Here is a 25,631-nt window from a genome sequence, read left to right as displayed (position 1 = left end):
AACGGAATCAACGACCATATCGTCGGCAAGGGGGATACAGATGAAACGGGACAATTGGTTCAAGATGCTCACACTGCTTGTTATCGCAGCATGTCTGCTTGCGGCATGCGGAACAGCAAGTACGGGCGGGGATGCAGCTGGAGGGAAGGCATCAAGCAGCGCCCCCGGTCAGAGTGCAGGAAGCAAGGGAGGAACCGGGGTCAATCTTACGGTTATGACGAACGTGGTTGGCGAGCCAGCGAAGGTGCTCCAGGAGATCGCCAATCAATTTATGAAAGACAATCCAGACATTAAAGTGGATTTCAGTGCTCCAGGAGCGGAGTATGAGAACATTATGAAAATGAAAATGGCATCCAATGAACTGCCAGATGTATTCGCGACTCACGGATGGGCCAAGGTACGTTACGGAGCGTACTTAGCTGACCTGAAGGACGAAGAATGGGCAAGCAAGCTTAACGCCTCCATCAAACCTGCTGTAACCGACGATCAGGGGAAAGTGTTCGTGCTCCCTATGGATCAAGATAAAGGCGGGCCTGTGTACAATTCATCAGTGCTGGAGAAGTATGGCATACAGGTTCCGATGACATGGGATGAATTGATGAAGGCCGCGGAAGAAATCAAGACGAAGAGTAATGGAGAAGTCGTGCCAATTCATATCGGAGGCGCGGATTCATGGCCGATCGGACAATTTTTCGATTTCTATGCGACGTCCGTCTTTATAAGCCCTGAGAAGAATGATGGAGCACAACTGCTCGACGGAACCTTTGATTGGAACCGATTCGACGCACTGCCGCAAATGTTCCTATCCTTGCAAGAGAAAGGATATTTGAACAAGGATGTGTTGACTGCGAAATATAGCGATTCCGCTAAAGCCTTCGCAGAAGGAAAAGCTGCATTCGGGATATATGGTCCGTTCCTTATCGAAGAAGCAAAGAAGTTGAATCCTGATCTGAAAGCAGGCTTGATGCCGATTCATTCGGTAGCAGCTGGCGATGCGCCAACGCTTGTAGGTGGAGAGAAGACGACATGGGGCGTGTGGAAGGATTCCCCGAACAGCGAGGCGGCTCGTAAATTCGTGGCCTATTACGCCAAGCCGGAGAATATAGCCTTGGTCGCCGCTGCAAATGTACTCCCTCCTGGACTTGATGGAGTAGCCACCAACGCGGGCAGCTTGACTGCTGACTTTGAGAAGTTCAAAGATTTGCGCGTGTTCCCGTACTTTGACAGAGTGTATTTGCCGAACGGGATGTGGGACGTCATGTGCAAGAACGGCCAGGATCTGCTGGCTGGCGGCATTACGCCTCGAGAATTCTCGGAAAATATGAAAAAGGAATATGAAAGATTACGTGCTGCTAAATAACAGATAGGCAATTCATCGACCCGCGGCTGCATCTGTCTTGCTGCGGGTCTATTTTCACATCTAGGGGGATGCATATGGCTAGAAGTCCGTCGAAGATGGAAGCCACGCATGAAGGACGAGTGCAGCTGCATTCGGGCTTCATGGTCAGATGGGTTCATTCTGCTGGAATACTCAATCTGATGTACGTCCCGGCGCTAGTGCTGTTTGCCGTGTTCATTTTCTATCCTCTAATCCAGGGAGTTAAAATCTCCTTCACCAATTGGGACGGCTATTCGCAGCAATACGCATGGGTAGGCTTCGACAAATATCGGCTAATGCTGTCGGACAAGAAGATTGTCCAGACGATTCTGAACACGTTTATTTACGGCTTCGGAAGCACGGTATTTCAAAATGTGATGGGTCTTGCTTACGCCTTGTTTCTGGATCAGAAGCTAAGAGGGAAAGGGATCGTCCGAATGATCGTGTACCTTCCCGTAATCATCAGCCCATTAATAATGGGTTATATCAGCTACTTCTTCTTTCAGTACGACGGCGGGGCGCTGAACGATGCAATCCGTTTATTTGGCGGAGAGGCCGTGGATTGGCTGTCGAACGGCTCACGTGCGGTATGGATGATTGTCCTGGTTAACACGTATCAGTATATGGGCATTGCGATGATTATTTTTTTGGCAGGCTTACAGTCTGTTTCGAAAGAGTATCACGAAGCGGCCAATATCGATGGCGCTGGCTGGTGGAGCCGATTCATGCGGATTACGCTTCCGCTGCTTATGCCGGCAATTACGATCAATATTGTGCTTAATCTCATTGGGGGCTTGAAGCTGTTTGACGTCATAGTAGCGATGACGAACGGCGGACCAGGCTATGCGACGCAGTCTTTGTCCACGATGATGTACAATCTGTATTTCGCCCGTCAGGATGCGGGATACGCGGCAGCGCTCGGGAATCTGATGTTCATCATCATCGCGGTCATCAGTATTTCATCACTTGTACTGCTTCGTCGGAAGGAAGTGGATGTGTGAAGATTGCTAAATATATTGCGCTAGTACTCATCGTGCTGATTCACAGCATCCCTTTTTACATTTTAGTCAATCTGTCCTTCAAACCAATAGAAGATACAAGCAGCAAATGGATGCCTTTGCAGCAGCTCCAAGTGGATAATTTCATTCATGCATGGCAGGATGCTCAGCTAGGAAGAGCTGTTATGAACAATGGGATTATCACGGTTACTGCGGTTATTCTCGTCGTGTTCATCGGTGCGTGTGCTTCGTATCCGCTTGCTCGCCATCAGACCAAGTGGAATCAATTCGTGTACACGCTGTGCATCTCATGCTTAATTGTCCCAGCATTGACGATTCTCGTACCTTTGTACAAATTCATCGTAGACGTAGGCGGAATCAATACATACTGGGCGATTATTCTGACACAAGTCACTTTTGCGCTGCCGATGACGATATTTTTGTTTACCGGGTTTATCAGTACGGTTCCGCGAGAGATGGACGAGGCGGGGCTGATCGACGGCTGCAGCCGGTACGGAATTTTTCTGCGAATTATTTTCCCTTTGCTGAAGCCAATCACGGCTACAGTGGTCATTTTGATCGGTGTGCAGGTGTGGAATGACTATCAATTCTCCGTATTCTTCTTGCAGAAGAAAGAGATGATGACGATTCCGGTTGCCCTGTCGGGCTTCGTCTCGCAGTTCCATAGCAATATTAGTTGGGTCGCTGCGGGCTGCTTTATTGGGATGCTGCCGCTCACGGTCGTGTATTTGTTTCTGCAAAAATATTTCGTGAAAGGGATGGTAGACGGGGCGATTAAAGGGTAGCAGCAACAGCAAGGAAAAGTGGTATGGTCAAGGTAAACAAGTTACAAAGAAACCAAGATCAAGGCAACAAGGACGGGGCTACAACAACTAGGAATGCGAAGGGGGTTAATCATGTTCAGGAAGAAATCGAGTGCAAGGATCACTTCATTAGCGCTTGTTCTTGCTATGGTGTTCGGCTTATTCACTAGCGGCGGTACGATTCAAGCCCAAGGGGCAGCCGATAATGACAATCCACTTGTATCGGTTAAGCTGTCCGCCGACGATATGGCAGTGCCTTTGGACGGTGTGACGCAGCTGCAGGTGACGGGTTGGTTGAAGGATGGCAGTGAGATTGACTTGCGGCATGATGCAAAGACGACAATTGCATATAGCGCTCCTATCGACATGTTTACCATTGGGGATGATGGACTAGCAAGGGCAGGGACACAGGATGTTGGTGAAGTCCAGATCGGCGTGGAAGTAGTTAGAGACGGTATTCGCTTGACAGATACATTGAAGCTGACGATCAAGCCTGAGCCTGCGCGGCCATTTTTGCGAGATTACACTGGCACTTCAACGATGAAGCTATATTTGGGAGACAACGGGAAAATAGAATTAACGCTGGATGAAGCGCTGGAAGCGATCAAGAAGGTGGATCACATGACGCGCGGCATGCCGAAAATCATCTATTTGGTTGGCTGGCAGCATGATGGCCACGATTCGAAATATCCAGATTGGAATGTCGTCAATCCGAAGCTGAAGCGACCAGGTGATGCTACGGCGCTGGACAGCCTGAAATGGTTCATGGATGAGGCGGAGAAGTACAATACGACGATCAGCTTCCACATCAATATGACGGACGCCTATCAAGATAGCCCGCAATGGGAGGAATTCGTCAATAAGGATCTCATTCGCAAGGAAGAGAACGGTGAGCTTATAAAGGGAGGCCATTGGGTAAGTGGCCAGAGTTATAAAATTAATCTAACACGTGCTTGGGGAGCAGGAGTATTCCAACGCAATATCGATGACTTGCTTGTCAAGATCCCTCAGCTGCTTCGAGGGAAGACGATCCATATCGATGCATTCGTAACGAGTCCAACGGAATGGGTGCCTTCCGTCGGATATGCGGATCCGTATCATAAGACAACGTATCGTCAGGAGAGCGACACGCAGAAAAAGATTATGCGATACTGGCGTGATAAAGGAATGGACGTTACGAGCGAGTATTTCCATGGCTACCGCGGTGATCCGTTATTCGGTCTGCAGCCGATGGCGTGGTGGGCGGATTGGCGTTCGTTCGACAGTCAGATGAAGCTGCCAGCAGCGCTTGCTGTCGGTGGAAAGGGTGGCAATGAGTTGTTCGGCACGAGCATGCATGGCGAAGACATTGTCAAAAAAGACAAGGTGAGGCTGACGGGATTTTTGCAGGAATTCAGTACGACAACATTGCTCTGGCAGTATCTCAATCAGTACGAACGCCTAAGTTACGATGGCGCAACGGACACTGTGCAATTTTCAGATGGAGTGACGAGCTCTAAGCAGAACGGCAAACGCGTCGTGAAGCACGGTGATGTAACGATTGCAGATGGTACAGAGATGTTCGTACCTGCCTTATGGCGTAAGGATAAGCTGGAGATTATCGCATTCAGCCAGGATGGCTACAAGGATAGAAGCTGGAAGCTGCCTGCTGGATGGGCGGGCGTGCAGGCGGTTGACGTATTCGAGATCGGCTTGGGACTGCCGAGATCGATTGAGCGAGGACTGCCGACTGCTGGGGACACCGTCACTTTATCGATAGCTGCGGGGTCAGCGGTTTCCATTACGCCAGCGAATCAGGAACCATTGGATCCGATACAGACAATCGCTGCGGGATTGAAGTCAGTTCCAGCGCCTGCGAAGAATGCGACTCGTTTAACGCTGCCACCAGTGCCGGAGGGCTATGAGATCGAGCTGCTTGAATCCAAGCGTCCGGATATCATTGACCACACGGGGCTCATATCGCCAACGAGCCAAGAGGAAGAAGTTCTTCTTATTTTCCAAGTAAAGCGGAGGGTTGACGGTGTGAGTACCCATACGACTGCAATCCCTGTTATCGTGCCGCCAGGAAGCGTTGTGAATATCAACGATGTGTATGATGCGAAGAATGCCGTATTGACAGGAAATGCGGTACTGCGAAGCAATGGCGCGTTTATGACCGGGAGTGTGGTTGGATTTGTCGGCGGGCCTGTTGGAAACTACAACACCGTTACCTTTCAACAAGTCACCGTGCCTGGGGATGGCATCTATGAATTGCAGATCGAGTATGCAACCGCCGTGCCTCGTTCGGTGTTCGTGCGGGCGAATGAGGAGCAAGGGATCGAAGTGCCACTGACGGGGACGGATTGGAATAAAGCACAGCTCAAAACCATTCAGATTATGCTGAAGAAAGGCTCGAACTCCATTACCTTATATAATCCGACGGAATATGCCCCTGATATGGGATCGATTATTGTGAAGTCCATCACTCCAAATTCGATTGCAGACTGGATTACTTCTATTCAACCACCTGGGAAAAACGACAAGTACGTAACGCTTCCTTCTGTACCGCAGGGCTTCACAGTCTCGATCAAATCGTCGGACAACGAGACGGTTATTCGGCCGGATGGTACGATTGTTCGTCCAGCTGCGGATCAGATCGTTCATCTTATTTTGCAAGTGACACGAAATTATGATGGCGTAACGGCCGAGACTGCAGCAATCCCTGTCGTTATAGCTGGAGAGCCTCACATTATCAGTGTTGCTCCGGTAGTTGTGAATACGGAAGTCGGGAAGCCTCCATTGCTGCCGACAGTCGTGACAGCGACGTATTCGGATTTAACGGTAGCGGAGATATCTGTCAAATGGAATCCAATTGAGGCTGAACAGTATGCGAAGGTTGGAACATTTACGGTGACGGGATCAGTTGCAGGTACGGATCTTCAAGCGATCGCGACGGTTCATGTCAAGGAGTCACCTGCACAGACACCATATATTACGAGTCTATCACCAGTATTCGTAGAGACAGTAGTCGGAACACCGCCAGCGATGCCTTCTGTCGTAACGGCGACGTATTCAGACTTATCGATAGCGCAGGTGTCAGTTGTGTGGGATCAGATTGATGCTAGTCTTTACAGCAAGGTTGGCAGCAATACGGTGAAGGGAGCTGTTGAAGGGACGCTATTAAAGGCAGAGGCCACGGTTACGGTGAAGGTGGATCAGGGGTCAGACAAAGTAAATGGAAATGGAAAGGGCTCAGGAAGCGGAAACAGTTCCAACAGTAATTCCTCATCACCGCCATCAGTGATAGAACCGGAGAAGCCTAAGCCTGACAAGGAGCACGGAGAGATACAACTTATGGAGCTGCCATATGAACCGACAACTGAACAACTGCAGCATCCACACTATTTAACTGTCGTCCGGGTGAATGGAGATGGGAGCACCACACCGGTTGTATTCAGCTACTATGATCCTTCAGTACTTAAAGTGAAGTTCCTTGGTTACGACGACGAGGACTACAAAGTTGTATACAAGTTAGCAAAGTTCACGGATTTGCAGAAGCAGGCTTGGGCGAAAGAGGCTATTGAAGCACTTGCCTCACGCGGTGTGCTGGATGGCGTATCGTCCTATCGATTTGCGCCAGAACAAGAGATAACACGTGCTGAGCTCGTTGTCATGCTCGTTCGTATGCTCGGCCTTACTGCGGAAGCGGATTCGAATTTTGCTGACGTTGATCCATCCGCATCCTACTACCATGACATCGCGATAGCCAAAAAAGCTGGGCTTATTCAGGGGGTTACGGATAAAGAGTTTCAGCCTGAGGCAAAAGTGACGCGGGAGCAGTGGATGACCATCATCGAGCGTGCGCTGCTGCAAATGAAGGTCATTAATGGGTCGGAAAATGAAGATGCATTGAATACATTTACGGATCGTGAGCAAATTGCAGATTATTCGCGGCGGAGTGCAGCAGCACTTGTGAAGCTGAAATTGATCGAAGGATCCAATCAGCAGCTTTTGCCGAAAAAAACAACGAGTCGTGCCGAAGCCGCGTTAGTTTTGTATCGCATGATTCCGATGGTATTGCAGAAGTAAGTACAGAAGATGATCATGACAACAGCCTTCTCCTCTTAATAGGGAAGGCTGTTCATGCTTTACATGGTAGCTGAACTGATAGTTTCTGATCTATATGTTGCTTTTTGGTAAAATGGATGTCGATTAAATGATTGAATTGATTTGATGTTTGAATGATTATATGCCTGAATGTGAATGCTCCTCGATCTTGTTGTTGGTAAGTTGGCTATTATCTTGCTTCTCCATACGATCAAAAAGGCTGCATCCCAAGCGTGTTGAGCTTCTCGCCTGTAACATCCACACCCATTTTACTTGTAATGTCCAAATAATGACCTGTGCGGCGCTTGATGGCGCCGTTCGATTCATCCAGATTAGCTTCCAGTCCATTCAGTACCATGATGCTAACCCCGAATCCTGCAGAACCTAATCCTTTTTCTTTTTCCTCCGTAGCGGGCTTCCATCTGCCAATCATAACATCATGGGCGGAAGGTTTCGGGGCTTGCGGCGTCATCCAGAATAAGATAGCGGTTGCAAAACCAAGCTTGCCGTCGGCCGCAATCCATTCCGGATTTCGAAGCAGCACATGTTTATCTCCGTATATAATGGCACTCATTAACCCGTAATTGAAATTCCAGCTCAGCATGATTGGCCCACGGCCATAGTATCTCTTGCCTGGAACACCCGGATATTCCTTGCTGCTGGCAGGGTCCACGAACTCCGATTTATTCTGCCCCGTTCTGCCAGCGATGTTCTCATTCCAATAGAGCCCCCAGCGCAGCATACCTCCCGGAGCGGTGTCCCAACCTCCGCCAGTCTCATGAGACAGATTGGCAAGCAGCGCCGCGAGATCGCGTTTGCGATCCTTCTCCAATCCTTCATTCAAGAAGGCGCCGTAATCGACGATTTGCGTGATGATGCGCTTAGTCTTGTTTTCTGGTGTATTGAAGTCATCGGAGCGTACAATGAGCGTTTCGGTTTTGCCCTTTTTCTCTAAACGATAAATTTCTTGAGCAGAATAGTTGCCTTCCCGATACGAAACTTTGTATTTCACATTGGCTACAAGGCTGACGGCATTGATGAGATTTTGATAGGAGTAATAGTCGGTCTGATTGGGATTATAGTCTTTCTTATCTTTGTTGAAGGCATGCCATTCTTTCGAACCAAGGCGCATTGGGAATAACGCTTCGTATTCCTTCTCAGAGAGTGCGGATCGGACGGCCTCAACCGCCTTGTCTGCGGTATAGTCAGGATCGATTCCATCCCACTGGGATTCAATCTGTTGTCTGGTCAGAATGCGGCTGTCGCCAACGGACAAGCTGTCATCAAGCAGGTATACAATATCAGCTTTGCCTGAAATGGAAGTAACGTCAGCAGCCGAGGCAGAGGCAGTTGTGCCGAGTGAGGTGAGAAGCAGCGTGGAGCAGAGCGTCAGCAGCAGTGTGCACCGAATCCATTTCTTTGAAAGCGGATACGAAACGTTGGACATCAATACATCCCCTTTATAATCGAATACGTGCAAGTTTTATTGATACATATTTATATCGCTTTCATTTTGGAATATGACAAGTAAAAGAGACGAAATTGGAAGACCGACCTCAACAAGCAGCGAAAAAATATAGTTGAAGGTATGATGATACTTACATATAGTAATTCCGACTATTCTGGTGTATAATTACGGAAATAAAATTTTCGGTAATTCGGCAGTACATAGAACGACCAGGAAGGGTTGGACATCATGATCTCATTATCGAATATTTGGGTGACGTTTGACACGGGCCCTCAATCGGTTACTGCTGTACAGGATGTTAGTCTGCACGTAAACGCAAGTGACGTGTACGGCATTGTTGGATACAGCGGAGCGGGGAAGAGTACCTTGGTGCGTGTCATTAACCTGCTGCAGCGGCCTGCATCAGGGAGTGTAGAGGTGAACGGTCAGGACTTGCTGGCTCTGAGCCCCAAGGAACTGCGGGCAGCTAGGAGGAAGATCGGAATGATCTTTCAGCACTTCAACCTGATGAATTCCAGAACGATCTATGACAATGTAGATTATCCCTTAAAGAGCTCCAAGCTTTCGAAGCGTGAACGCTCGCAAAAGGTTAAGGATTTGCTCGAATTAGTAGGCTTGTCAGATAAATTGGACGCGTATCCCTCTCAATTGTCAGGGGGACAGAAGCAGAGGGTGGCGATTGCCAGAGCGCTGGCGAATGATCCGGAAATCCTATTATGCGATGAAGCGACGAGCGCCTTAGACCCTAAAACCACACTATCCATATTGGAATTATTGAAGAAATTGAACCAAACTTTAGGGTTAACGATCGTGCTCATTACGCATGAAATGCAAGTGGTCAAAGAAATTTGCAATAAGGTTGCCGTAATGGAAGACGGTCGGATTATTGAGCAGGGAGATATCGTGTCAATCTTTAGCCGTCCGCAAAATGCGTTAACTCAGGATTTTATTAACACGGCTACTCATATTGAACAAACGTTGGAGAAGCTCTCCCAGCATCCGTCATTGGTACAGCTGAAAGGCAACGATATTTTGTGCAAGATATCCTACATTGGCGATAGCACAAGCGAGCCGATTATCTCCGCGCTTACCGCTCGCTACAGGGTGACGACCAATATCTTATATGCGAATGTGGAGATATTGCAGCAAACGCCTATCGGCAATTTGATTGTGGTCATGTCGGGATCAACTAGCGATCTAGAAGCGGCGCTCGAATATTTACAGTCGATTCAAGTTGCGGTGGAAATGATTGATTCCCGTCTTGTGCAGAACGTTAAGGTAGGTGAAACGGTATGAGTGAGTTTTTGATGAATAACTTTCCAAACATTTGGAACTTAAGAGAAGAGATTCTGATCAGCATCTATGAAACGATTTACATGGTGTTCGTAACCTCCTTATTCTCGGTACTTTTCGGCCTTTTGCTAGGTGTAGCCTTGATTGTAGTTGATAAGGGCGGGATTTTAGAAAACAAGCTCGTTTACAGTGTCTTGGACAAAGTCATTAATCTATTTCGCTCTATTCCGTTTATTATTCTTATCGCGGTTGTCGTTCCGCTTACCCGCCTTATTGCGGGGACATCGATCGGCATGCAAGCAGCAATTGTGCCGTTAGTTATCGGGATCGTTCCTTTTTATGCGAGACAAATTCAAAATGCGCTGGTAGAGGTAGATCCTGGGATCGTGGAAGCAGCTCAGTCAATGGGATCAGGGCCGATTGAGATCGTGTTCCGTGTCTATTTGAAGGAAGGTTTGAATGCGATTATCCGGGCTTCCTCCGTGACGGTTATTAACTTGATCGGGCTGACGACGATGGCGGGTGCGATTGGCTCGGGTGGTTTGGGCAGTCTGGCAATTAGCAAGGGGTATAATCGGTTCCAAAATGATATCACCATAGTTGCTACCATTTTGATCTTAATTCTGGTGTTTGTGTGCCAATTCATTGGCGACTATTTTACGAAGAAGACGATGCATTAGCAACGGATTAGTGAACTTGATTTATGCAGTATGCTCCTTAGGTGCGTACTGGATTAAATAGAATACAAACTACAGACAAAGGACTGAAGAACAATGGCAAAAGTAGAAAGCTTCCAACTGGATCACACAATCGTAAAGGCTCCTTATGTAAGAGCAGCAGGAGTTGAACATGATGAGAAAGGCAGCACCGTGCAAAAATACGATCTGCGCTTTTTGCAGCCAAATAAAGACGCAATTCCAACGGCAGCGCTTCATACGCTTGAGCATCTGCTCGCTACATATATGAGAGACGAGATTAAAGGGATTATCGATATTTCTCCGATGGGATGCAGAACGGGATACTATCTGATTCTGTGGAACGAGCACAGTCCGGAAGAGATTGCTTCCGCTTTGGAGAGAACGCTGAAGCGTGTATTGGAGACAACAGAGGTTCCGGCTGTATCGGCTCTGGAATGCGGCAACTACAAGGATCATTCTCTCTTCTCTGCGCAAGAATATGCGAAGATTGTGCTGGAAGCGGGAATTAGCAGAGATCCGTTTGAAAGAGTGCTGTAATCGCGATGATTACGCTCAATCTATCGCATCAGACAGCGATTGTCACAGGCGGGAAGTCAGGCATAGGGCAGGGGATCGTGCAAATCTTGCTGCAAAGCGGAGCTACGGTCATCTCTGCTGATCTGGCGTACGAAGCTGATTATCGAGAGGCTGATGGTCAGCTTATCGAGACGAAATTGGACTTGTCCAAGTCCAAGGATATTGATCGCTGGTCCAAATTGGTTGTAGAGAATGCAGGGGTTCCCGATATCGTCGTGAACTGTGCGGGGACATCCACAATGGATTATGTGATTGACAGCAAGCTGGAGGATTGGGAGAAGGTGTTCTCCATTAATGCTACGGGGCTGTACCTAGTCTCCAAAATATTTGCCAAAGCAATGGTCGATGCCGGGAAGCCGGGCAGAATCATTCAAATTGCTTCCCAAGCAGGAAAGAACGGCTACCGGGCTATGGGTGGGTATTGCGCATCCAAGCATGCTGTTCTTGGCTTGACGAAGGTGATGGCGATCGAGCTGGCGCGGCATAACATTCTCGTGAATGCGGTATGTCCGGGAATTGTAGAAACACCGATGAAGCATCGGGAGCGGATTGAAGGTGGAGTCATCCGCGGCATGACCGCAGAGGAAATCTATGCGGAGGATTGTTCCCAGATTCCGCTCGGAAGAACCGCTGAAGTTCAGGATGTGGCCAATGTCGTGCTGTTCCTGGCAAGTCCGTTGTCTTCGTATATGACCGGCCAGGCGATTAATGTAACAGGCGGGATGACGATGCATTAAGCAAGAAAGCTCTTATCTTTATTTTACATATAGGGGGGAGTAAATCGAATGACTAAAAAGAGAGTATGGGGCGGATTAGCGGTTGGGTTGGCTTTGACACTGGTGCTGGCCGGCTGCGGAGGCAAATCATCAGGCGATGCTGGGAAAATCGTGATCGGTTCTCAGGGATCGGACGCTCAGATTTGGAAGCATATCGCGCAATCTCAGGCGGCGAAGGACGCCAAGCTCAATATCGAAGTCAAGGAGATCAATGGCGGAGTAGAGCTGAATAACGCAACCAAAGACGGGGAAGTAGACGTCAACGCATTTCAATCTTGGGCGTACTTGGTCAGCTACAATAAAGACAGCAAAGCTGATCTTGCAGCAGTAGCGACAACCTATCTAGAGCCGATGGGAATCTATTCGCAGAAGATCAAGGATATTAAGGACGTTCCAGATGGTGCTCTTGTTGCTCTGGCGGATAACCCAGCCAACACGGCAAGAGGATTAAGCTTGCTGCAGGCAGCAGGGCTCATCAAGTTGAAGGATGGGTTCGACATTGGAACGGGTTCGGAAAGTGATGTTGTAGAAAATCCGAAGCATCTGAAATTCAAGCTAATTGACGATACGACAGGTCCGCGGGTCATTCAAGATGTGGATTTGGTATTGATCGGGAATACGGTTGCGATGGAAGGCGGATTGAACGTATTGAAGGATTCGTTGTTCCATGAGGAGATCTCTGTGGATACCAAGCATAATATCAACGTGCTCGTGACGACCTCTGATAAGCAGAACGAGCCAGGCATTTTGAAATTAGGTGAATTATACCACAACGAAGATACGCAAAAATATATTGAGAAAGAGTTCGGAGGCACAAAAGTGCCTGTAGAAAAACCGATCTCCTATCTGAAAGAATAGTGAGGCTGGCTTCATGCGGATTGCGATTATAACAGCGATGGAAGAAGAAATGGCTCCTTTTCGAAGCCAGTCACAAATTATAGCAAGAATACAGGTAGGCAAAGTCATTATCGAAGAAGCGATGTACCAAGGTCAATCCTTGATTCTAGTGGAGAGCGGGATTGGCAAGGTCAATGCAGCAGTGGCGGCTACCCTTGTAATTGAGCGTTATAAGCCGGATGTCATCATCAATTCCGGGTCGTCAGGTGCATTTGGCGCTGGATTGGACGTAGGCGACGTCATAATTGCTACCCAGTTCGTGTATGGTGACGTCGATGCCACCTGTTTTGGGTATGAACTCGGCCAGGTTCCGCAAATGCCGGCCAAGTACGAGGCGGATGCGGAGTGGCTGAAAGTGGCGCGGCAAACTGCGGCATCAGCAGAGCTTCCATACACTCTTGATTTTGGATTAGTGCTGACATTGGATTCATTCATGAGCAAGGCTGAGCGTGTAGAGGGGATTAAATCCACTTTCCCTCTCGTGAAGGTATCTGATATGGAAGTGCTGGCAATCGTACAGTCAGCAGCGCAATACGGGATACCGGTATTATCCGTCAAGGCTGTATCGGACATTGCTGGGTATGGCGATGTCACGGCGAACAGCTTCGATGATAATCTGGATGTTGCTGCTGATCATGCTGCGCACTTCACTGATTTGCTAGTTCAGCGTCTTCGATCCATTGGGGTTGCGAGCTGAGCAAGGAATAAAGATAAGATAGACCCGCTAACGGTACGTACGAAAGTACGCATAGTTGGCGGGTTTTTCTTTGTGTTTTGTCTATGGCTCATAGCTTATGTGAAATAATTGATCATTCATAGTTTACATTGGTTGTTTTGTATAGCAGTGTATTTATATGGGTAATATTGAAAGGATCTTTTGATAGATTATAGAAACTAGTGGAAAGCGATTGTAATTCCTCAATGCTTCTCTTTTCGATTAAGATTAAGAAATTTGTAAAGTAATTATTCAAGTGTTTGGTATACATGGAAAGTGAATTGCGGTTGTTGTTATAGGATGTATACGTTCCAAGAACATCGAGTTGGCTGTTGAACTTTAATAACTCCAGAATAAGCAATTCTTTGTCGTTATTATTATCGATAGTCGTGTGCATTTGAAATAGGATACGTTTGTAGTCATTGTCTAACTCATTTCTTAGTGTGCTAGCAACATGTTGACTATAAATCCCGAAAATAACGGATAAGAGGAGGAGTGAAGAAAGTAGAGCAATTAAAACATTTTTTGTCTGGGTTATTAGAATCACCTCAGTATATATGTTTTAATGAAGAACACTGATAGTGAAAGGTGTGTTTGAAGAAGAACGAAGAACAATACTATTTCTGCATTACTTATTTTTGTGTTGTTGTTTCTTATTATGGCATAATTTTTATTTTCGCGACAATAACTGACCAGGAAAAACTCAGCGTTGCTGACCATGCCGCCATTTTACGATCTGATGGTTCAGTAGCTTCGATTCATGGGGGGCGGCCTAAACAAGGAATAAAGATAAAACTGACCCGTTAACGGTACGTACGAAAGTACGCATTGTTTGCGGTTTTTTTAGTTTGCATGATTTGTTTTATACAGCAAAGTATTTATATGGGTAATATCGGAGGGGCTTTTGTTGTGGCCCAATCCGGTAGAGTATTGGTTTAACCTTGTTCATGATGAGATTCGTTCTACAGCAGCCATCGTAACTTAATCCTCTTTAAAATAATGGCGCATGTTGTGTTCTAATAATAACGGAAAATAAGCTGAATTAAACGAACGATATTACCAGATTATTAATTATACAATCGTATAGGATATACAGTAGTTACCAGATTACCACGAGTGTAATTCCGATGCTCGATATTTGTATCATCGTTTCTTTCCTCCCTGTGTATTTTCTGACTTTTCACTTCATGCTTCTTCTTACTTATATTTCGTTTACATATGAACCCACAATTTTATTAAGTGAAAGCACATCGTTTTTCAAAATTATTGTCTAGGAAAACCTTTATTTTCTTTTGGAAGCGAACACTGACTGGTTTGCAGTATCGACTTGCCTCACTTGATCTCTAACTTTCGTCTTTATGAAATTGTTGAAATCGCTTACAAGTGGGTTTATACATAATTTCGCGAAAGGGGGGATCAAAATCGAGCATTCACCCGGGACAGGGAAAATCATAGAAAGAACAAAGGAGGCTAGCACTGTACTTATACCGACTGTTGCATTTGACAATCCGGACGAGAATAAATAAAAGAAAGGATGATAGGTTCAATGAACAACCCTTGTTTTCAAAAGTCGTTGGCAAAGCTTTTGTTTTTGTTTGCGCTGTGCATTGGTTTGTTAGGGTTCAATTACTCGCAAGCCTATGCGCTTGACAATGGTCTTGCGCAAACGCCTCCGATGGGCTGGAATGGTTGGAACGCCTTTCATTGTGACGTGAATGCCGTTCTCGTAAAGGAAACAGCTAAAAAGATGGTTGAATCCGGGATGAAAGAAGCGGGCTATCAATACGTTAACCTCGATGATTGTTGGATGCTTAGTGAGCGGGATGAAAACGGCAATTTGGTTCCCGATCCGGCAAAGTTTCCAGACGGGATTAAGGAAGTCGCCGATTATGTTCACTCTCTCGGTCTGAAAATGGGCATTTATGCAAGCGCAGGTAACAGGACTTGTGCGTGGTATCCGGGGAGTCTCAATTATGAAGAGAAAGATGCCCAGCTTTTTGCCGAATGGGGAATCGACTATGTAAAGTATGATAATTGTGGCGACCCACTGGGTCAACCGCTGCAGGAACGCTATGTGAAGATGCGCGATGCGCTTGCAGCTACAGGACGGGACATTGTTTTCAGTATGAGCGTTGGAGGAAACGAAAATCCGTGGGAATGGGGCAAGCAAGTAGGCAACCTGTGGCGGGTTACTGGTGATATCAGTGATTCGTATGAAAGAATGTTAGTCCATGTCCTTCGAAATATGGAACTGTATCCGTATGCCGGTCCGGGCTATTGGAATGATCCCGATATGTTGGAAATCGGCAACGGGGGCAAGAATCTAGAAGAATATCGAACCGAATTTGGTCTTTGGTCCATAATGGCTGCGCCATTGCTCTCGGGCACCGATTTACTGAATGCCCCCCAAGAAATTTTAGATATTTACGCCAATGGTGAAGTGACTGCGGTGAATCAGGATCCAATCGGATTACAGGGACGTCCCATCAAGCAGCAAAACGACGGTACTTATGTATTGTTGAAACCGATGGCCAATGGGGACAAAGCCGTATTGTTCTTCAACGCGAACGGTGCTCCGACAAATATGGAGATAAGTTTGAGCCAATTGGGCATAACCCCGTCTGTAGACAATCAAACCTATACGGTTCGAGATCTTTGGGCACATGAAACAACAACGACCACTGACAAAATCAATGCTTCTGTCCCGGCTCGCGGGATTATGATGTATCGCATCAGTCCTGAAACGAGCAATGTGATTTCAACGGACGGATTTGAGCGTGTTGTCAATAATGACGGCAAGGAAGTTTGGGTGAAATCGTTATCTAATGGAAACAAAATGATTACATTGGTCAACCGGACTACTACAGCGACAACAATCACTGCTGAACCTGAAAAATTAGGTTTCAAACATGCTCCGGTTTACTTGGCTGAAGACGATTGGACGGGTCAAAAAATGAGTTATGCCAGCAAAATTGTCTCCGACGTTGCACCATTTTCAGCGGTTACCTACCGTGTTGCAACGGGAACACCGAACCAGGCGCCTTCCGCTGTTGGTATATCGTTTGACGGACCTTCTATTATTGCCCCAGGTGAGACCAAAACGATCACAACAACGATAACCAATTATGGAAGAGTCGCTGTCCATGACCTGAATCTCAATCTGCATGTACCGGCAGGATGGGAAGCAATCCCCAGTTCGGCCACCATGGTTAATAACATGCCACCGCAAGGCAATAACAGTTCCGTTACGGTGAGTTGGGCGGTGACGGCTCCTCAAGACGCTGTGGTTGGCTGGAACCATCTTTCAGCGGATTCCGTGTTCAATTCTGGTGGCGGAAATCAGGGGCATGTACGCTCAGGATTTTCCGTGCAAGTTCCATCCTCTCCTCCGACGGACGATGCGTTTATTAGCGACATGCCGTTTTACGGCAATGTTACAAACGGTTGGGGTCCGGTTGAAAAGGATACAAGTGTTGGCGGGAGTGGTCAAGGAGACGGCAATATGATTACGCTGAACGGTAAAGGGTATGAAAAAGGTTTAGGTGTCCATGCTTACTCTAAAGTTTCCTATTATATTGGCAAACACTTTGCAAGGTTTATCTCTGATATTGGCCTAGACAGTGAAACTCAAGGGAGCTCTGTCATCTTTCGAGTGTGGGGAGACGGGCAAAAGCTCTATGATAGTGGTGTAATAAAAGATAATGCGGAGCCCCAGCATATCAATATTGATGTTTCTACTGTTGATGTTCTTACGTTGGAAGTAATAGACGGTGCTGTCGGCAATAGTGCAACACATGCGGATTGGGCGGGAGCTAAGTTGTTGAAAGAGGTGTTGGTAGATGACATCAGGATCAACGGGGAATCCTTCTCAAGCTTTGATCAGGTAACGCAAGATTACTACATGACATTTTTGGAAGGCACGATAACGGATGTGCCTACGGTGGAAGTCATTCCGGCCAATAGCGATGTTCAGGTAAATATTTCACCAGCTGATCAACTTCCGGGTACCACCGTGATTACGGTAAACTCGGCAGATGGATCAGTGACGAAAACGTATAAGATTCATTTTAAAATCACTCCACAATTGTATGTAAGCGACCTCCCGTGGATTTATGCGACGACTGGCTGGGGAACGATTCATCGAGATGCTAGTGTCGGAGGGAACCCGATTAAATTATTAACTGATTCGGGCATTGTCACCTATGATAAAGGAATTGGAACGCATGCGAATTCAGAAATCATTTACGACATTGCCGGAAAAGGGTATGATCGCTTTCAAAGCTACGTAGGCCTTGATCACGAATCACACAATAACGATAGCGGATCCATAGTTTTTCAAGTATGGGCCGATGGTGAAAAATTGTTTGACAGCGGGACGATGAGACGAGACACTCCAGCCAAATTTGTTGATGTTGATATTAGTGGGAAGAAACAAGTAAAGTTAATCGTTACCGATGCTGGCGATGGAATTGGCAATGATCACGGAGATTGGGCGGACGCCCAATTTATTGCTGACAACAACACTGCTCCCGAAATTCATACAAAGATAAACGATGAGGATCTTCAAACAGAAGTGACTGTGCCTGAGTCAAATCAATGAGTTCACGTGGAATGATATAGGTTCTTATAGGCCGTGTCCAGTTCGGACTTGGCCTTTTTTTAAATATCAGTTTTCGTATTTTTACAGACAGTAGTTCTCGTATGGCGTATGAAAAAAATTTCGGTAGTGTATCAAATTATGTTGCTTGTTCTCCTGCAAGTCCCCCTCTATCATGAACGCATGCGGAAGCAATTTTCAGCCATATTCCAATGTATAGGGCCATGATCGCGCTCAAAATGATCAACAGGCGAAACACTCTTTCTATTTTGAAAGCGCTAACTAAATACTGTTTTTGGAGGCTGATACGCAGGCACATCTTTACTCAGCTACCGCTCACTCGTTTTCGGGCTTTTAGGAGCTTTTTTCTGAAAGTGCTCCCAAATGGTTTATGCCGGATGCTGCGAAAGGAGGGATCAAAAATCGAGAGTTCATCCAGAACAGAGAAAGAGGTGTACAGGTTTCTTGTATTTCTAAAATGCCCGACAAAGAGTATCGGAAAGAAGTCCTACGCCTCTCGAAGAGGGCGCTTTTGCGGAGCAAAAGTACGGAGTGGAGCCTATGCTTCGATGCGTATTCCAAATATTTTGTGGGGATCCAAAAAAACTTATAAGGAGCTGGATTAATGAATTCGAACAAAAAATGGGGATCGATCCTGATTGCAGCTGTTTTGTTGATGACTTCAGTTTCTGTGGCACAGGCGAAGTCAACTGTTCCGACAGTGACCATCACAGAGACGGAAGATGCGATCCAGACAGAAGGGAATGACGCGGGAAATCCACAATTATTGGAACAACCAACGGATGACGGAGGGCCGGAAATGGATCAGGCAAAGCAAACACCGGATGTAAATCGCCAAGCAGTATCATCATCAGAGGATCAGACGAAATTCCGCAATCTTGCGCTAGGTCTTCCCTATGAATGGTCTGAACAGCCGGACGCATCGCATCCGGACGACGGCTATAAGCTTACAGATGGGAAATATGGAAAGTTGGATAGGAATGACCCGGCGTGGGTAGGACATGTGCGCGGAAAAGCACGTGAAGTCGTGTTCGATTTGGGCGAGGCAAAGTCGATCGGCAAAATATCAGCCCGCTTTTTTCAGGATTTCCCCACAAACTCTATCCTCGTACCGCTAGAGGTATCGATGTATGTCTCCGACGATAAGGAGAATTGGGGATTACTTTCTCATAACGCTACCCAACTGCTATGGGGGTCAGGGCCACCTCGACAGGAGACCTTCACATGGGATGGAAGCCGGGACGGAATCAATGGCGGGAAAACGGATGGCAAGCTGGCTTATGCCCGGTACGTGAAAGTCATCTTTACGATGCATCCCTCACAATGGGAATACATTGACGAAGTTGAAATAATGGGTACGGACGGCAAGGTAGACGGGGCAGTAACCGTTCTTACTGAGCAGCCTCATTTTTTAGAGCCGGGTGAAGCGACAGCTGGGATTCGGAATCTGAATTTGCTGTACAACGGACAGTATGCAAATGGTTTGGGTGATTGGAGCAAGGAGCGGATTATTCCTAACATCAGTTATGTGAATAAGGATGGCGAGCCTACTGATTGGCTTTTTGATGGTATTTTGTATCTAGGGCTTGCTTCACCTGCTGGCCGTGATTACGGCCTAGGGCAAACGAACTTAGAAGACTGGAAATGGTATTTGGATAAAACTTTTGCGGACACGGGGGATATGCAGAACTTGAATGAGGCTACCAAGGAAGTCGGAGCCAAGCTGAACCAGCCTGATCATAAAGAGAAGGTTGTGTTAATGATTCCGGATCCAGGGGGATCCTTAACCGATTTTGGCGACGTTGACGGTACTGGTTCCTTGAATTTTAACGAATCCGTTGTCGGCAGAGATAAAGCGCTTGAAAACAGGGGGAAAGCGATACAGTGGTGGCTCGATCAGGTTCAGCAAAGATGGGATGCTGCGAACTATTCAAATCTTGAGCTTGTCGGTATGTACTGGCTGCCAGAACAAATCGATATAGGTGAAACGGGACCAGACGTGGCTCGAATGATGAGTGAAAAAGTGCATGCCATGAATTTGAAGGTGTTCTGGATTCCTCACTCTTTGGCATACAAAATGTATATGTGGAAAGACGTTGGAATAGATGCTGCTGCTTATCAGCCGAATTACTTCTTCGGTGGAATGGATGTTGACCGTCTGGAGGATGCTGCGAATAATGCAAAGCGGTACGGGATGGGGAATGAAGTCGAGTTTGATGACGGTATGCTGACGGACGCCGTACTCCGCGAGCGTTTTATCGAATACTTGAACAGCGGCGTTGAAACGGGATTGATGCAAAATGGCTTTAGGGCTTATTACCAAGGAAATAATGCCGTTTACAACTTGGGAGTCAGCAAGGATCCAAGCTTGCGTTTAATGTATGACTGGCTGTATCAATATTTGAACGGAACATACGTCGTCCACAATAGCCCGGCGCCGGAGGCGGACATATTCATTAACGGACAAATTTTAAATGGTGATATGAACATACCGGACTCGGAAACTCTTCAAATTACGTGGAAAATCCAAGACGACGACTTACATCATCAGAGCGGTAGCGACCGCCGATACGATGAAAACACATGTGGATCGATTCGCAGAACAGAATCAGTTTACGACAGCTGAAGCCCCTCGTTCGCTGAACAATAATCTAGAACTGATGAAACGTTTTGAAGGAACAGATGCGGGCCAGTTTGACAAGTACTTGAAAGGCTTCAATGTGAAACTAGATCAATTGTCGGCAGACCAAATCATTTCGGATACGGCTTACGCCGCGTTGAAAGAAGAGGTTTATAGTCTCATTGGCAATCTGGCCGAAAATAAACCAGCGACTGCTTCTTCCGTAGAAGGCTCCCTTGCGAGATTGGCACCGGAAAATGCGGTAGACGGATTCTCTTCGACAAGATGGTCGAGCGCCTATGTGGATGATACCTGGTTCCAAGTCGATCTTGGTGAATCCAAGGAGTTCGATACGGTTAGCATCGACTGGGAGAATGCCCGGGCTAAAACCTACAAACTCCTTGTCTCCGATGATAATCAGAATTGGACCAGTGTGATCAAGGACAATGACGGAATCATTACTGCGCATGCCGGAAAAGAAACCGTTCATTTTGATCCAGTCACAGCTAGGTACGTCAAATTCCAAGGCGTTCAAAAAAATACGGAATACGGATATTCCTTCTATGAATTTGGTGTATATAATCTTGCGGGAAGCAATGCGGTCACACCGATTGATGGCGCAAGAGCTCTGATAGATGTGGATGCAGGGAAATTAACGATCGATGGTCTGGTGATGAGTGGAAGCCAGTCCAAAGTGAATTTGAAAGTGCTCGATTCGAAAGGGAAAGTCCGGTACGAAGGCCAGACGACGAGCTCAGAAACGGGAAGATTCCAATTCACGATCAAGCTTGTTGGGAATCTAAAGGGAACGAACGACGCCTATCTCTGGATAGAGGGAATGTCGACGCCCGTGAAGTTTACATTCGACTACAGCAAAAAGAACTGATACTTCGCAAATATATAGCCATGGACGCAGCATTATTTCCACGCTGTGATCCGTGGCTTTACCTTTTGAATTGCGCCATATTCTTTTCCCCCGTACAGGCACGCATAGGCGGCTGCCCACATAGAATGTAACGTTCTCAATCGGAAAAATCATGAGGGTGTTTACGTCTTAGGAGGTGGAGTAATGCTTGGGTTTTTGTCGTCGATCGCCATGTTCATTAAGCAGATTTCCTTATTGGTATCCTATGTTAAAAATAATGCGTTCCCCCAGCCATTAGCGGAGGAAGAAGAAATGAAGCATTTGCGCTTGATGGCAGAAGGGAATGCACATTCGAGAAATATGTTAGTTGAACATAACTTAAGGCTTGTTGCCCACATCGTGAAGAAGTTCGATAATACCGGCGAGGATCTTGAGGATCTGATCTCGATCGGCACGATTGGATTGATTAAAGCGATCGAGAGCTTTCAGCCGAATAAGGGGACGAAGCTGGCAACTTTCGCAGCTCGCTGTATAGAAAATGAAATTTTGATGCATCTTCGTTCGCTGAAGAAGACACGCAAGGATGTATCGCTGCATGATCCAATTGGGACTGACAAGGAAGGTAATGAAATCACTCTTATAGATATCCTTGGTACGGAAAGCGATGAGGTCGTCGAGAAGGTGCAGCTTAAGATCGAGAAGAGCAAAATATATCGCAATCTGGATATATTGGATGAACGGGAGCAGGAAGTTATCCGGGGGCGGTTCGGATTAGATGGGGGCGGCGATGAGCGCACACAGCGGGAGATTGCGAAGGAATTAGGCATCTCGCGTTCGTATGTGTCACGGATAGAGAAGCGGGCGCTTATGAAGCTGTATCATGAGTTCTACAAAGTGAAGCGAGATTGAACTGTTACGAATAAGCTGAGCCTGGTCATGAAGAAATCGAAAAACCGAACAGAGCAGCGAGGATTGCCTTGCGGCTCTTTTTGGTGTGAGCGGATGGAGCACGATGTCGCAATCTCTTATTTACATACGACATTTTCTATTGCTTGTTGGCTAACACGTGATACCTATTTAACTCGAAATCGATTACACTTGTGCTAGGACAACAATGATAGAGCATAAGGAGAGAGAGTGAATGACATCGGCTAAGCATCAAGGAATACAACATACGGGGAATGATTTGCATAGACCGCTGGACTATCCATGTACCTATATGCCAAGCGGCACGCCAGATTGGAGCTTGACAGATTCGGTAGAGCTAGTAGATGTAGTAACGGGGGCAGCTCCACGCCAACAGACGAAGGTGAGGGCTTGCTGGACAGATACGACGTTCCATATGCAATTTGAATGCGAGGATGATTACATCGTCAGCCCATATACGGACCGGGATGACCCTTTGTACGAGGCGGATGTAGTAGAGTGCTTCATTGATCCTGACGGGGATGGCCGTGCTTATTTTGAATTTAATGTAAGTCCGCATAATGTGATATTCGATGCTTACATTACGAACAATCCTGGCGAACCGAAGGGCTTCCATCCGGAATGGAATGCCGAGCATTTGCTATCCTCTGTGTCGTATGTCAATGTTCCAGTACGCAGAGTGATATATGAATTGGCGATTCGCTTTGAGGACTTGGAATGTACTACACCAGAAGTGGGCTCTCATTTCCGTCTTAACTGGTTCCGAATTGATCAAGATAAGCTTGGTGCTCGCACTTATGATGCTTGGGCTCCGACAGGTGCAGTTAATTTCCACATGCCAGAATGCTTCGGAACCATTCGATTTACGAAATAGAATAGTGGTTGATACGAGTAAGCGCCTTTCAGGCCCATAAACTCAGCTTCTGTGCTGAGGGGGACTGGGGCGCTTATTTGTATAGCGAATAAACGAATCCTCCGAATATGGACATCCTGAAGGCTATTCTTCCTTAGCTTGTAGCGGATTATCAGGAACTGCATACACTAATGTATCGCATAGGGCCGTATCCAGTAATGCAGAGAGGAAGAGTGAATTTGGATAACAGGGTCATGGTACCGTTGTTCAGCTGTATTGTGCTTGTTCTGTTCGTCCTGCTCGCTATTTGCTTGCTTCTGCTGCACCTGCAGCGACTGCTGTAGGCTGTGCATGAAGGCAGTATGAGATACATGACATATTCCATCTCCAAAAGACAAATACTGTGTAGGAATGATGATGCATGTGAAATGATGAATGCTACACAAGTATGTTGCAGGAGGTGGAGATATGGCGTCATCAACGAAATCCGGAACACCGAAATGGAAATCAGGAAATTGGACGCTTTCTGAGCAAGAGTACAAGCAAATCGCCAGTCGACGGGAGCCCGCACGGACGGTAGGCAAAAATTGCATTCGTGCGTTCCTCGTTGGCGGGACGATTTGTTTGATTGGACAAGTTATCCAGCAGCTATATATGACGTATTTAGGAATGAGCGAGAAGGAGGCAGGCAACCCGACAGTCGTCACCTTAATTTTACTGTCCGTCATTCTTACATGCTTCGGCGTATACGACAAAATCGCACAGTGGGCAGGCGCGGGTACGGCCGTCCCGGTTACTGGCTTCGCCAATTCCATGTGTTCGGCGGCATTGGAGCATCGCAGTGAGGGCTTAGTGCTTGGGGTAGGAGCGAACATATTCAAATTGGCTGGGTCAGTCGTTGTGTTCGGAACCGTAGCGGCGTTCTTCGTTGCGTTGATTTATTTGATCTTTGGACTCCAGCATTGACCTGCTGCTGCATTATGAACGCATGCATGAGGAAGGGGGATTTGGATGCAAATCGGACGTCATACATGGCGATTCCAGAGTGAGCCAGCGATCATTGGCACGGCAACAGTTGTGGGTCCTGATGAAGGAGAAGGGCCGCTGGCTGCTGACTTTGATTATATACATGATACGCTTGATATGCAGGAGAAAAGCTGGGAGAAAGCCGAACGTAAACTATTGGAGCAGGCGACGCAGCTTGCAATTGTAAATTCCCATATTACGCAGGACGATCTGAACTTTTTTGTCGGCGGGGATTTGCTTAATCAGATTATTAGCAATTCCTTCGCAGCGCGTACCCTGGGAGTTCCTTATATTGGCGTGTTTGGTGCTTGTTCGACATCGATGGAATCGCTTGCGATTGCCTCTCTGCTTGTAGATTCGGGCAATGCGAACAAGGTGATGGCAGCTACTTGCAGCCATAACTGCACAGCGGAGAAGCAGTTCCGCTATCCGACCGAATATGGTTCCCAGAAGCCGCCTACGGCGCAATATACAGTAACAGGTGCTGGAGCAGCTGTAGTTGCCAAGGCAGAGAAGCAATACTCATCCATGCCTCGTGTGATTGCAGCTACGATCGGCAAGATTGTCGATCTCGGAATTAAGGATCCATTCAATATGGGGGCGGCAATGGCTCCAGCCGCAGTCGATACGATCCAGACTCACTTAAGCGATCTGGATCGCAAGCCTCAGGATTATGACTTGATTGTCACAGGCGACTTGGCATCCATCGGTCTGTCGATCGCCAATGATCTGTTCCAACAGAACGGACTGCATATGGAGCGGACAACTTTCAATGATTGCGGCCTTATGGTCTATGACTTGAACAAGCAGGCCGTACAAGCAGGGGGCAGTGGCTGCGGATGCTCGGCAGTCGTTACATACGGCCACATTCTGAAGCGTTTGCGTGAACGGAAGCTGAGACGTGTGCTTGTAGCTGCTACGGGAGCGCTGCTCTCGCCGCTATCCTTCCAGCAAGGGGAGACGATTCCTTGCATTGCGCACGCAGTAACGATTGAAATGAAGGGATGAAGCAG

General features: G+C 47.1%; 18 protein-coding genes. 17 read left to right on the top strand and 1 reads right to left on the bottom strand.

Annotation, left to right across the window (positions count from 1 at the left end):
• Window positions 1–40: 40 nt before the first annotated feature.
• The 4 genes from BLS15_RS10935 (at window position 41) to BLS15_RS10920 (ending at window position 7,268) form a co-directional block, all read left to right on the top strand.
• Window positions 41–1,360, top strand: coding sequence for an ABC transporter substrate-binding protein (locus BLS15_RS10935; RefSeq protein WP_028531319.1), 1,320 nt, complete (start codon window positions 41–43; stop codon window positions 1,358–1,360).
• Window positions 1,361–1,500: 140 nt separating this feature from the next.
• Window positions 1,501–2,379, top strand: a complete 879-nt coding sequence (locus tag BLS15_RS10930) for a carbohydrate ABC transporter permease (protein WP_081677106.1) — start codon at window positions 1,501–1,503, stop codon at window positions 2,377–2,379.
• Window positions 2,376–3,182, top strand: coding sequence for a carbohydrate ABC transporter permease (locus BLS15_RS10925; protein ID WP_021256877.1), 807 nt, complete (start codon window positions 2,376–2,378; stop codon window positions 3,180–3,182). Before BLS15_RS10930 ends, BLS15_RS10925 begins: the two co-directional genes overlap by 4 nt.
• A 111-nt stretch (window positions 3,183–3,293) precedes the next feature.
• On the top strand, window positions 3,294–7,268 hold the full coding sequence (locus BLS15_RS10920) for an S-layer homology domain-containing protein (protein WP_175460753.1): 3,975 nt from the start codon (window positions 3,294–3,296) through the stop codon (window positions 7,266–7,268).
• A 229-nt stretch (window positions 7,269–7,497) separates the two neighbouring features.
• Here the strand turns inward: BLS15_RS10920 and BLS15_RS10915 are convergent, their stop codons facing one another.
• Entirely contained in the window at window positions 7,498–8,733 is a 1,236-nt protein-coding gene (locus BLS15_RS10915) for a chitinase (RefSeq protein ID WP_090511408.1), read from the bottom strand.
• 249 nt (window positions 8,734–8,982) lie between these two features.
• Between BLS15_RS10915 and BLS15_RS10910 the strand changes: the two genes are divergently transcribed.
• From BLS15_RS10910 to spoVAD, 13 genes are all read left to right on the top strand, one after another.
• Complete coding sequence (locus BLS15_RS10910; protein WP_028531314.1) at window positions 8,983–10,050, top strand: methionine ABC transporter ATP-binding protein; 1,068 nt, start codon at window positions 8,983–8,985, stop codon at window positions 10,048–10,050.
• Window positions 10,047–10,727, top strand: a complete 681-nt coding sequence (locus BLS15_RS10905; RefSeq protein ID WP_021256873.1) for a methionine ABC transporter permease — start codon at window positions 10,047–10,049, stop codon at window positions 10,725–10,727. The genes BLS15_RS10910 and BLS15_RS10905 overlap by 4 nt, the downstream gene beginning before the upstream one ends.
• Before the next feature lie 93 nt (window positions 10,728–10,820).
• Window positions 10,821–11,282, top strand: a complete 462-nt coding sequence (locus tag BLS15_RS10900; protein WP_021256872.1) for an S-ribosylhomocysteine lyase — start codon at window positions 10,821–10,823, stop codon at window positions 11,280–11,282.
• A gap of 5 nt (window positions 11,283–11,287) precedes the next feature.
• Window positions 11,288–12,058: an SDR family NAD(P)-dependent oxidoreductase gene (locus tag BLS15_RS10895; protein WP_021256871.1), complete on the top strand. Its 771-nt coding sequence runs from the start codon at window positions 11,288–11,290 to the stop codon at window positions 12,056–12,058.
• Between the two features lie 48 nt (window positions 12,059–12,106).
• Complete coding sequence (locus tag BLS15_RS10890) at window positions 12,107–12,955, top strand: MetQ/NlpA family ABC transporter substrate-binding protein (RefSeq protein ID WP_021256870.1); 849 nt, start codon at window positions 12,107–12,109, stop codon at window positions 12,953–12,955.
• Between the two features lie 13 nt (window positions 12,956–12,968).
• A complete protein-coding gene (gene mtnN, locus BLS15_RS10885; protein ID WP_090511405.1) occupies window positions 12,969–13,691 on the top strand; it encodes a 5'-methylthioadenosine/S-adenosylhomocysteine nucleosidase in 723 nt (240 codons plus the stop codon).
• Between the two features lie 1,564 nt (window positions 13,692–15,255).
• A complete protein-coding gene (locus BLS15_RS10880; RefSeq protein ID WP_175460752.1) occupies window positions 15,256–18,309 on the top strand; it encodes an NPCBM/NEW2 domain-containing protein in 3,054 nt (1,017 codons plus the stop codon).
• Between the two features lie 622 nt (window positions 18,310–18,931).
• Window positions 18,932–20,953, top strand: a complete 2,022-nt coding sequence (locus BLS15_RS10870) for a DUF4855 domain-containing protein (RefSeq protein WP_254777324.1) — start codon at window positions 18,932–18,934, stop codon at window positions 20,951–20,953.
• On the top strand, window positions 20,913–21,833 hold the full coding sequence (locus BLS15_RS10865; RefSeq protein WP_175460751.1) for a discoidin domain-containing protein: 921 nt from the start codon (window positions 20,913–20,915) through the stop codon (window positions 21,831–21,833). Before BLS15_RS10870 ends, BLS15_RS10865 begins: the two co-directional genes overlap by 41 nt.
• 183 nt (window positions 21,834–22,016) lie before the next feature.
• On the top strand, window positions 22,017–22,721 hold the full coding sequence (sigK, locus tag BLS15_RS10860; protein WP_021256864.1) for an RNA polymerase sporulation sigma factor SigK: 705 nt from the start codon (window positions 22,017–22,019) through the stop codon (window positions 22,719–22,721).
• A gap of 232 nt (window positions 22,722–22,953) precedes the next feature.
• Entirely contained in the window at window positions 22,954–23,613 is a 660-nt protein-coding gene (locus BLS15_RS10855) for a carbohydrate-binding family 9-like protein (RefSeq protein ID WP_021256863.1), read from the top strand.
• Window positions 23,614–24,060: 447 nt separating this feature from the next.
• Complete coding sequence (spoVAC, locus tag BLS15_RS10850; protein WP_021256862.1) at window positions 24,061–24,558, top strand: stage V sporulation protein AC; 498 nt, start codon at window positions 24,061–24,063, stop codon at window positions 24,556–24,558.
• Between the two features lie 45 nt (window positions 24,559–24,603).
• Window positions 24,604–25,626, top strand: a complete 1,023-nt coding sequence (gene spoVAD / locus BLS15_RS10845) for a stage V sporulation protein AD (RefSeq protein WP_021256861.1) — start codon at window positions 24,604–24,606, stop codon at window positions 25,624–25,626.
• The last annotated feature ends 5 nt before the right edge of the window (window positions 25,627–25,631 follow it).

The organism is Paenibacillus sp. cl6col, from assembly GCF_900102125.1.
Classification (GTDB): domain Bacteria; phylum Bacillota; class Bacilli; order Paenibacillales; family Paenibacillaceae; genus Paenibacillus_B; species Paenibacillus_B suaedae.
Note: the sequence above shows the minus strand (reverse complement) of the source record. Positions and strands in the feature narration are given on the sequence as shown.

Bases quoted from the DNA above. Each gene is read 5' to 3' on its own strand.
- BLS15_RS10935 (WP_028531319.1), top strand. From the start codon at position 41: ATGAAACGGGACAATTGGTTCAAGATGCTCACACTGCTTGTTATCGCA.
- BLS15_RS10930 (WP_081677106.1), top strand. From the start codon at position 1,501: ATGGTCAGATGGGTTCATTCTGCTGGAATACTCAATCTGATGTACGTC.
- BLS15_RS10920 (WP_175460753.1), top strand. From the start codon at position 3,294: ATGTTCAGGAAGAAATCGAGTGCAAGGATCACTTCATTAGCGCTTGTT.
- BLS15_RS10915 (WP_090511408.1), bottom strand. From the start codon at position 8,733: ATGTCCAACGTTTCGTATCCGCTTTCAAAGAAATGGATTCGGTGCACA.
- BLS15_RS10910 (WP_028531314.1), top strand. From the start codon at position 8,983: ATGATCTCATTATCGAATATTTGGGTGACGTTTGACACGGGCCCTCAA.
- BLS15_RS10905 (WP_021256873.1), top strand. From the start codon at position 10,047: ATGAGTGAGTTTTTGATGAATAACTTTCCAAACATTTGGAACTTAAGA.
- BLS15_RS10900 (WP_021256872.1), top strand. From the start codon at position 10,821: ATGGCAAAAGTAGAAAGCTTCCAACTGGATCACACAATCGTAAAGGCT.
- BLS15_RS10895 (WP_021256871.1), top strand. From the start codon at position 11,288: ATGATTACGCTCAATCTATCGCATCAGACAGCGATTGTCACAGGCGGG.
- BLS15_RS10890 (WP_021256870.1), top strand. From the start codon at position 12,107: ATGACTAAAAAGAGAGTATGGGGCGGATTAGCGGTTGGGTTGGCTTTG.
- mtnN (WP_090511405.1), top strand. From the start codon at position 12,969: ATGCGGATTGCGATTATAACAGCGATGGAAGAAGAAATGGCTCCTTTT.
- BLS15_RS10880 (WP_175460752.1), top strand. From the start codon at position 15,256: ATGAACAACCCTTGTTTTCAAAAGTCGTTGGCAAAGCTTTTGTTTTTG.
- BLS15_RS10870 (WP_254777324.1), top strand. From the start codon at position 18,932: ATGAATTCGAACAAAAAATGGGGATCGATCCTGATTGCAGCTGTTTTG.
- sigK (WP_021256864.1), top strand. From the start codon at position 22,017: ATGCTTGGGTTTTTGTCGTCGATCGCCATGTTCATTAAGCAGATTTCC.
- BLS15_RS10855 (WP_021256863.1), top strand. From the start codon at position 22,954: ATGACATCGGCTAAGCATCAAGGAATACAACATACGGGGAATGATTTG.
- spoVAC (WP_021256862.1), top strand. From the start codon at position 24,061: ATGGCGTCATCAACGAAATCCGGAACACCGAAATGGAAATCAGGAAAT.
- spoVAD (WP_021256861.1), top strand. From the start codon at position 24,604: ATGCAAATCGGACGTCATACATGGCGATTCCAGAGTGAGCCAGCGATC.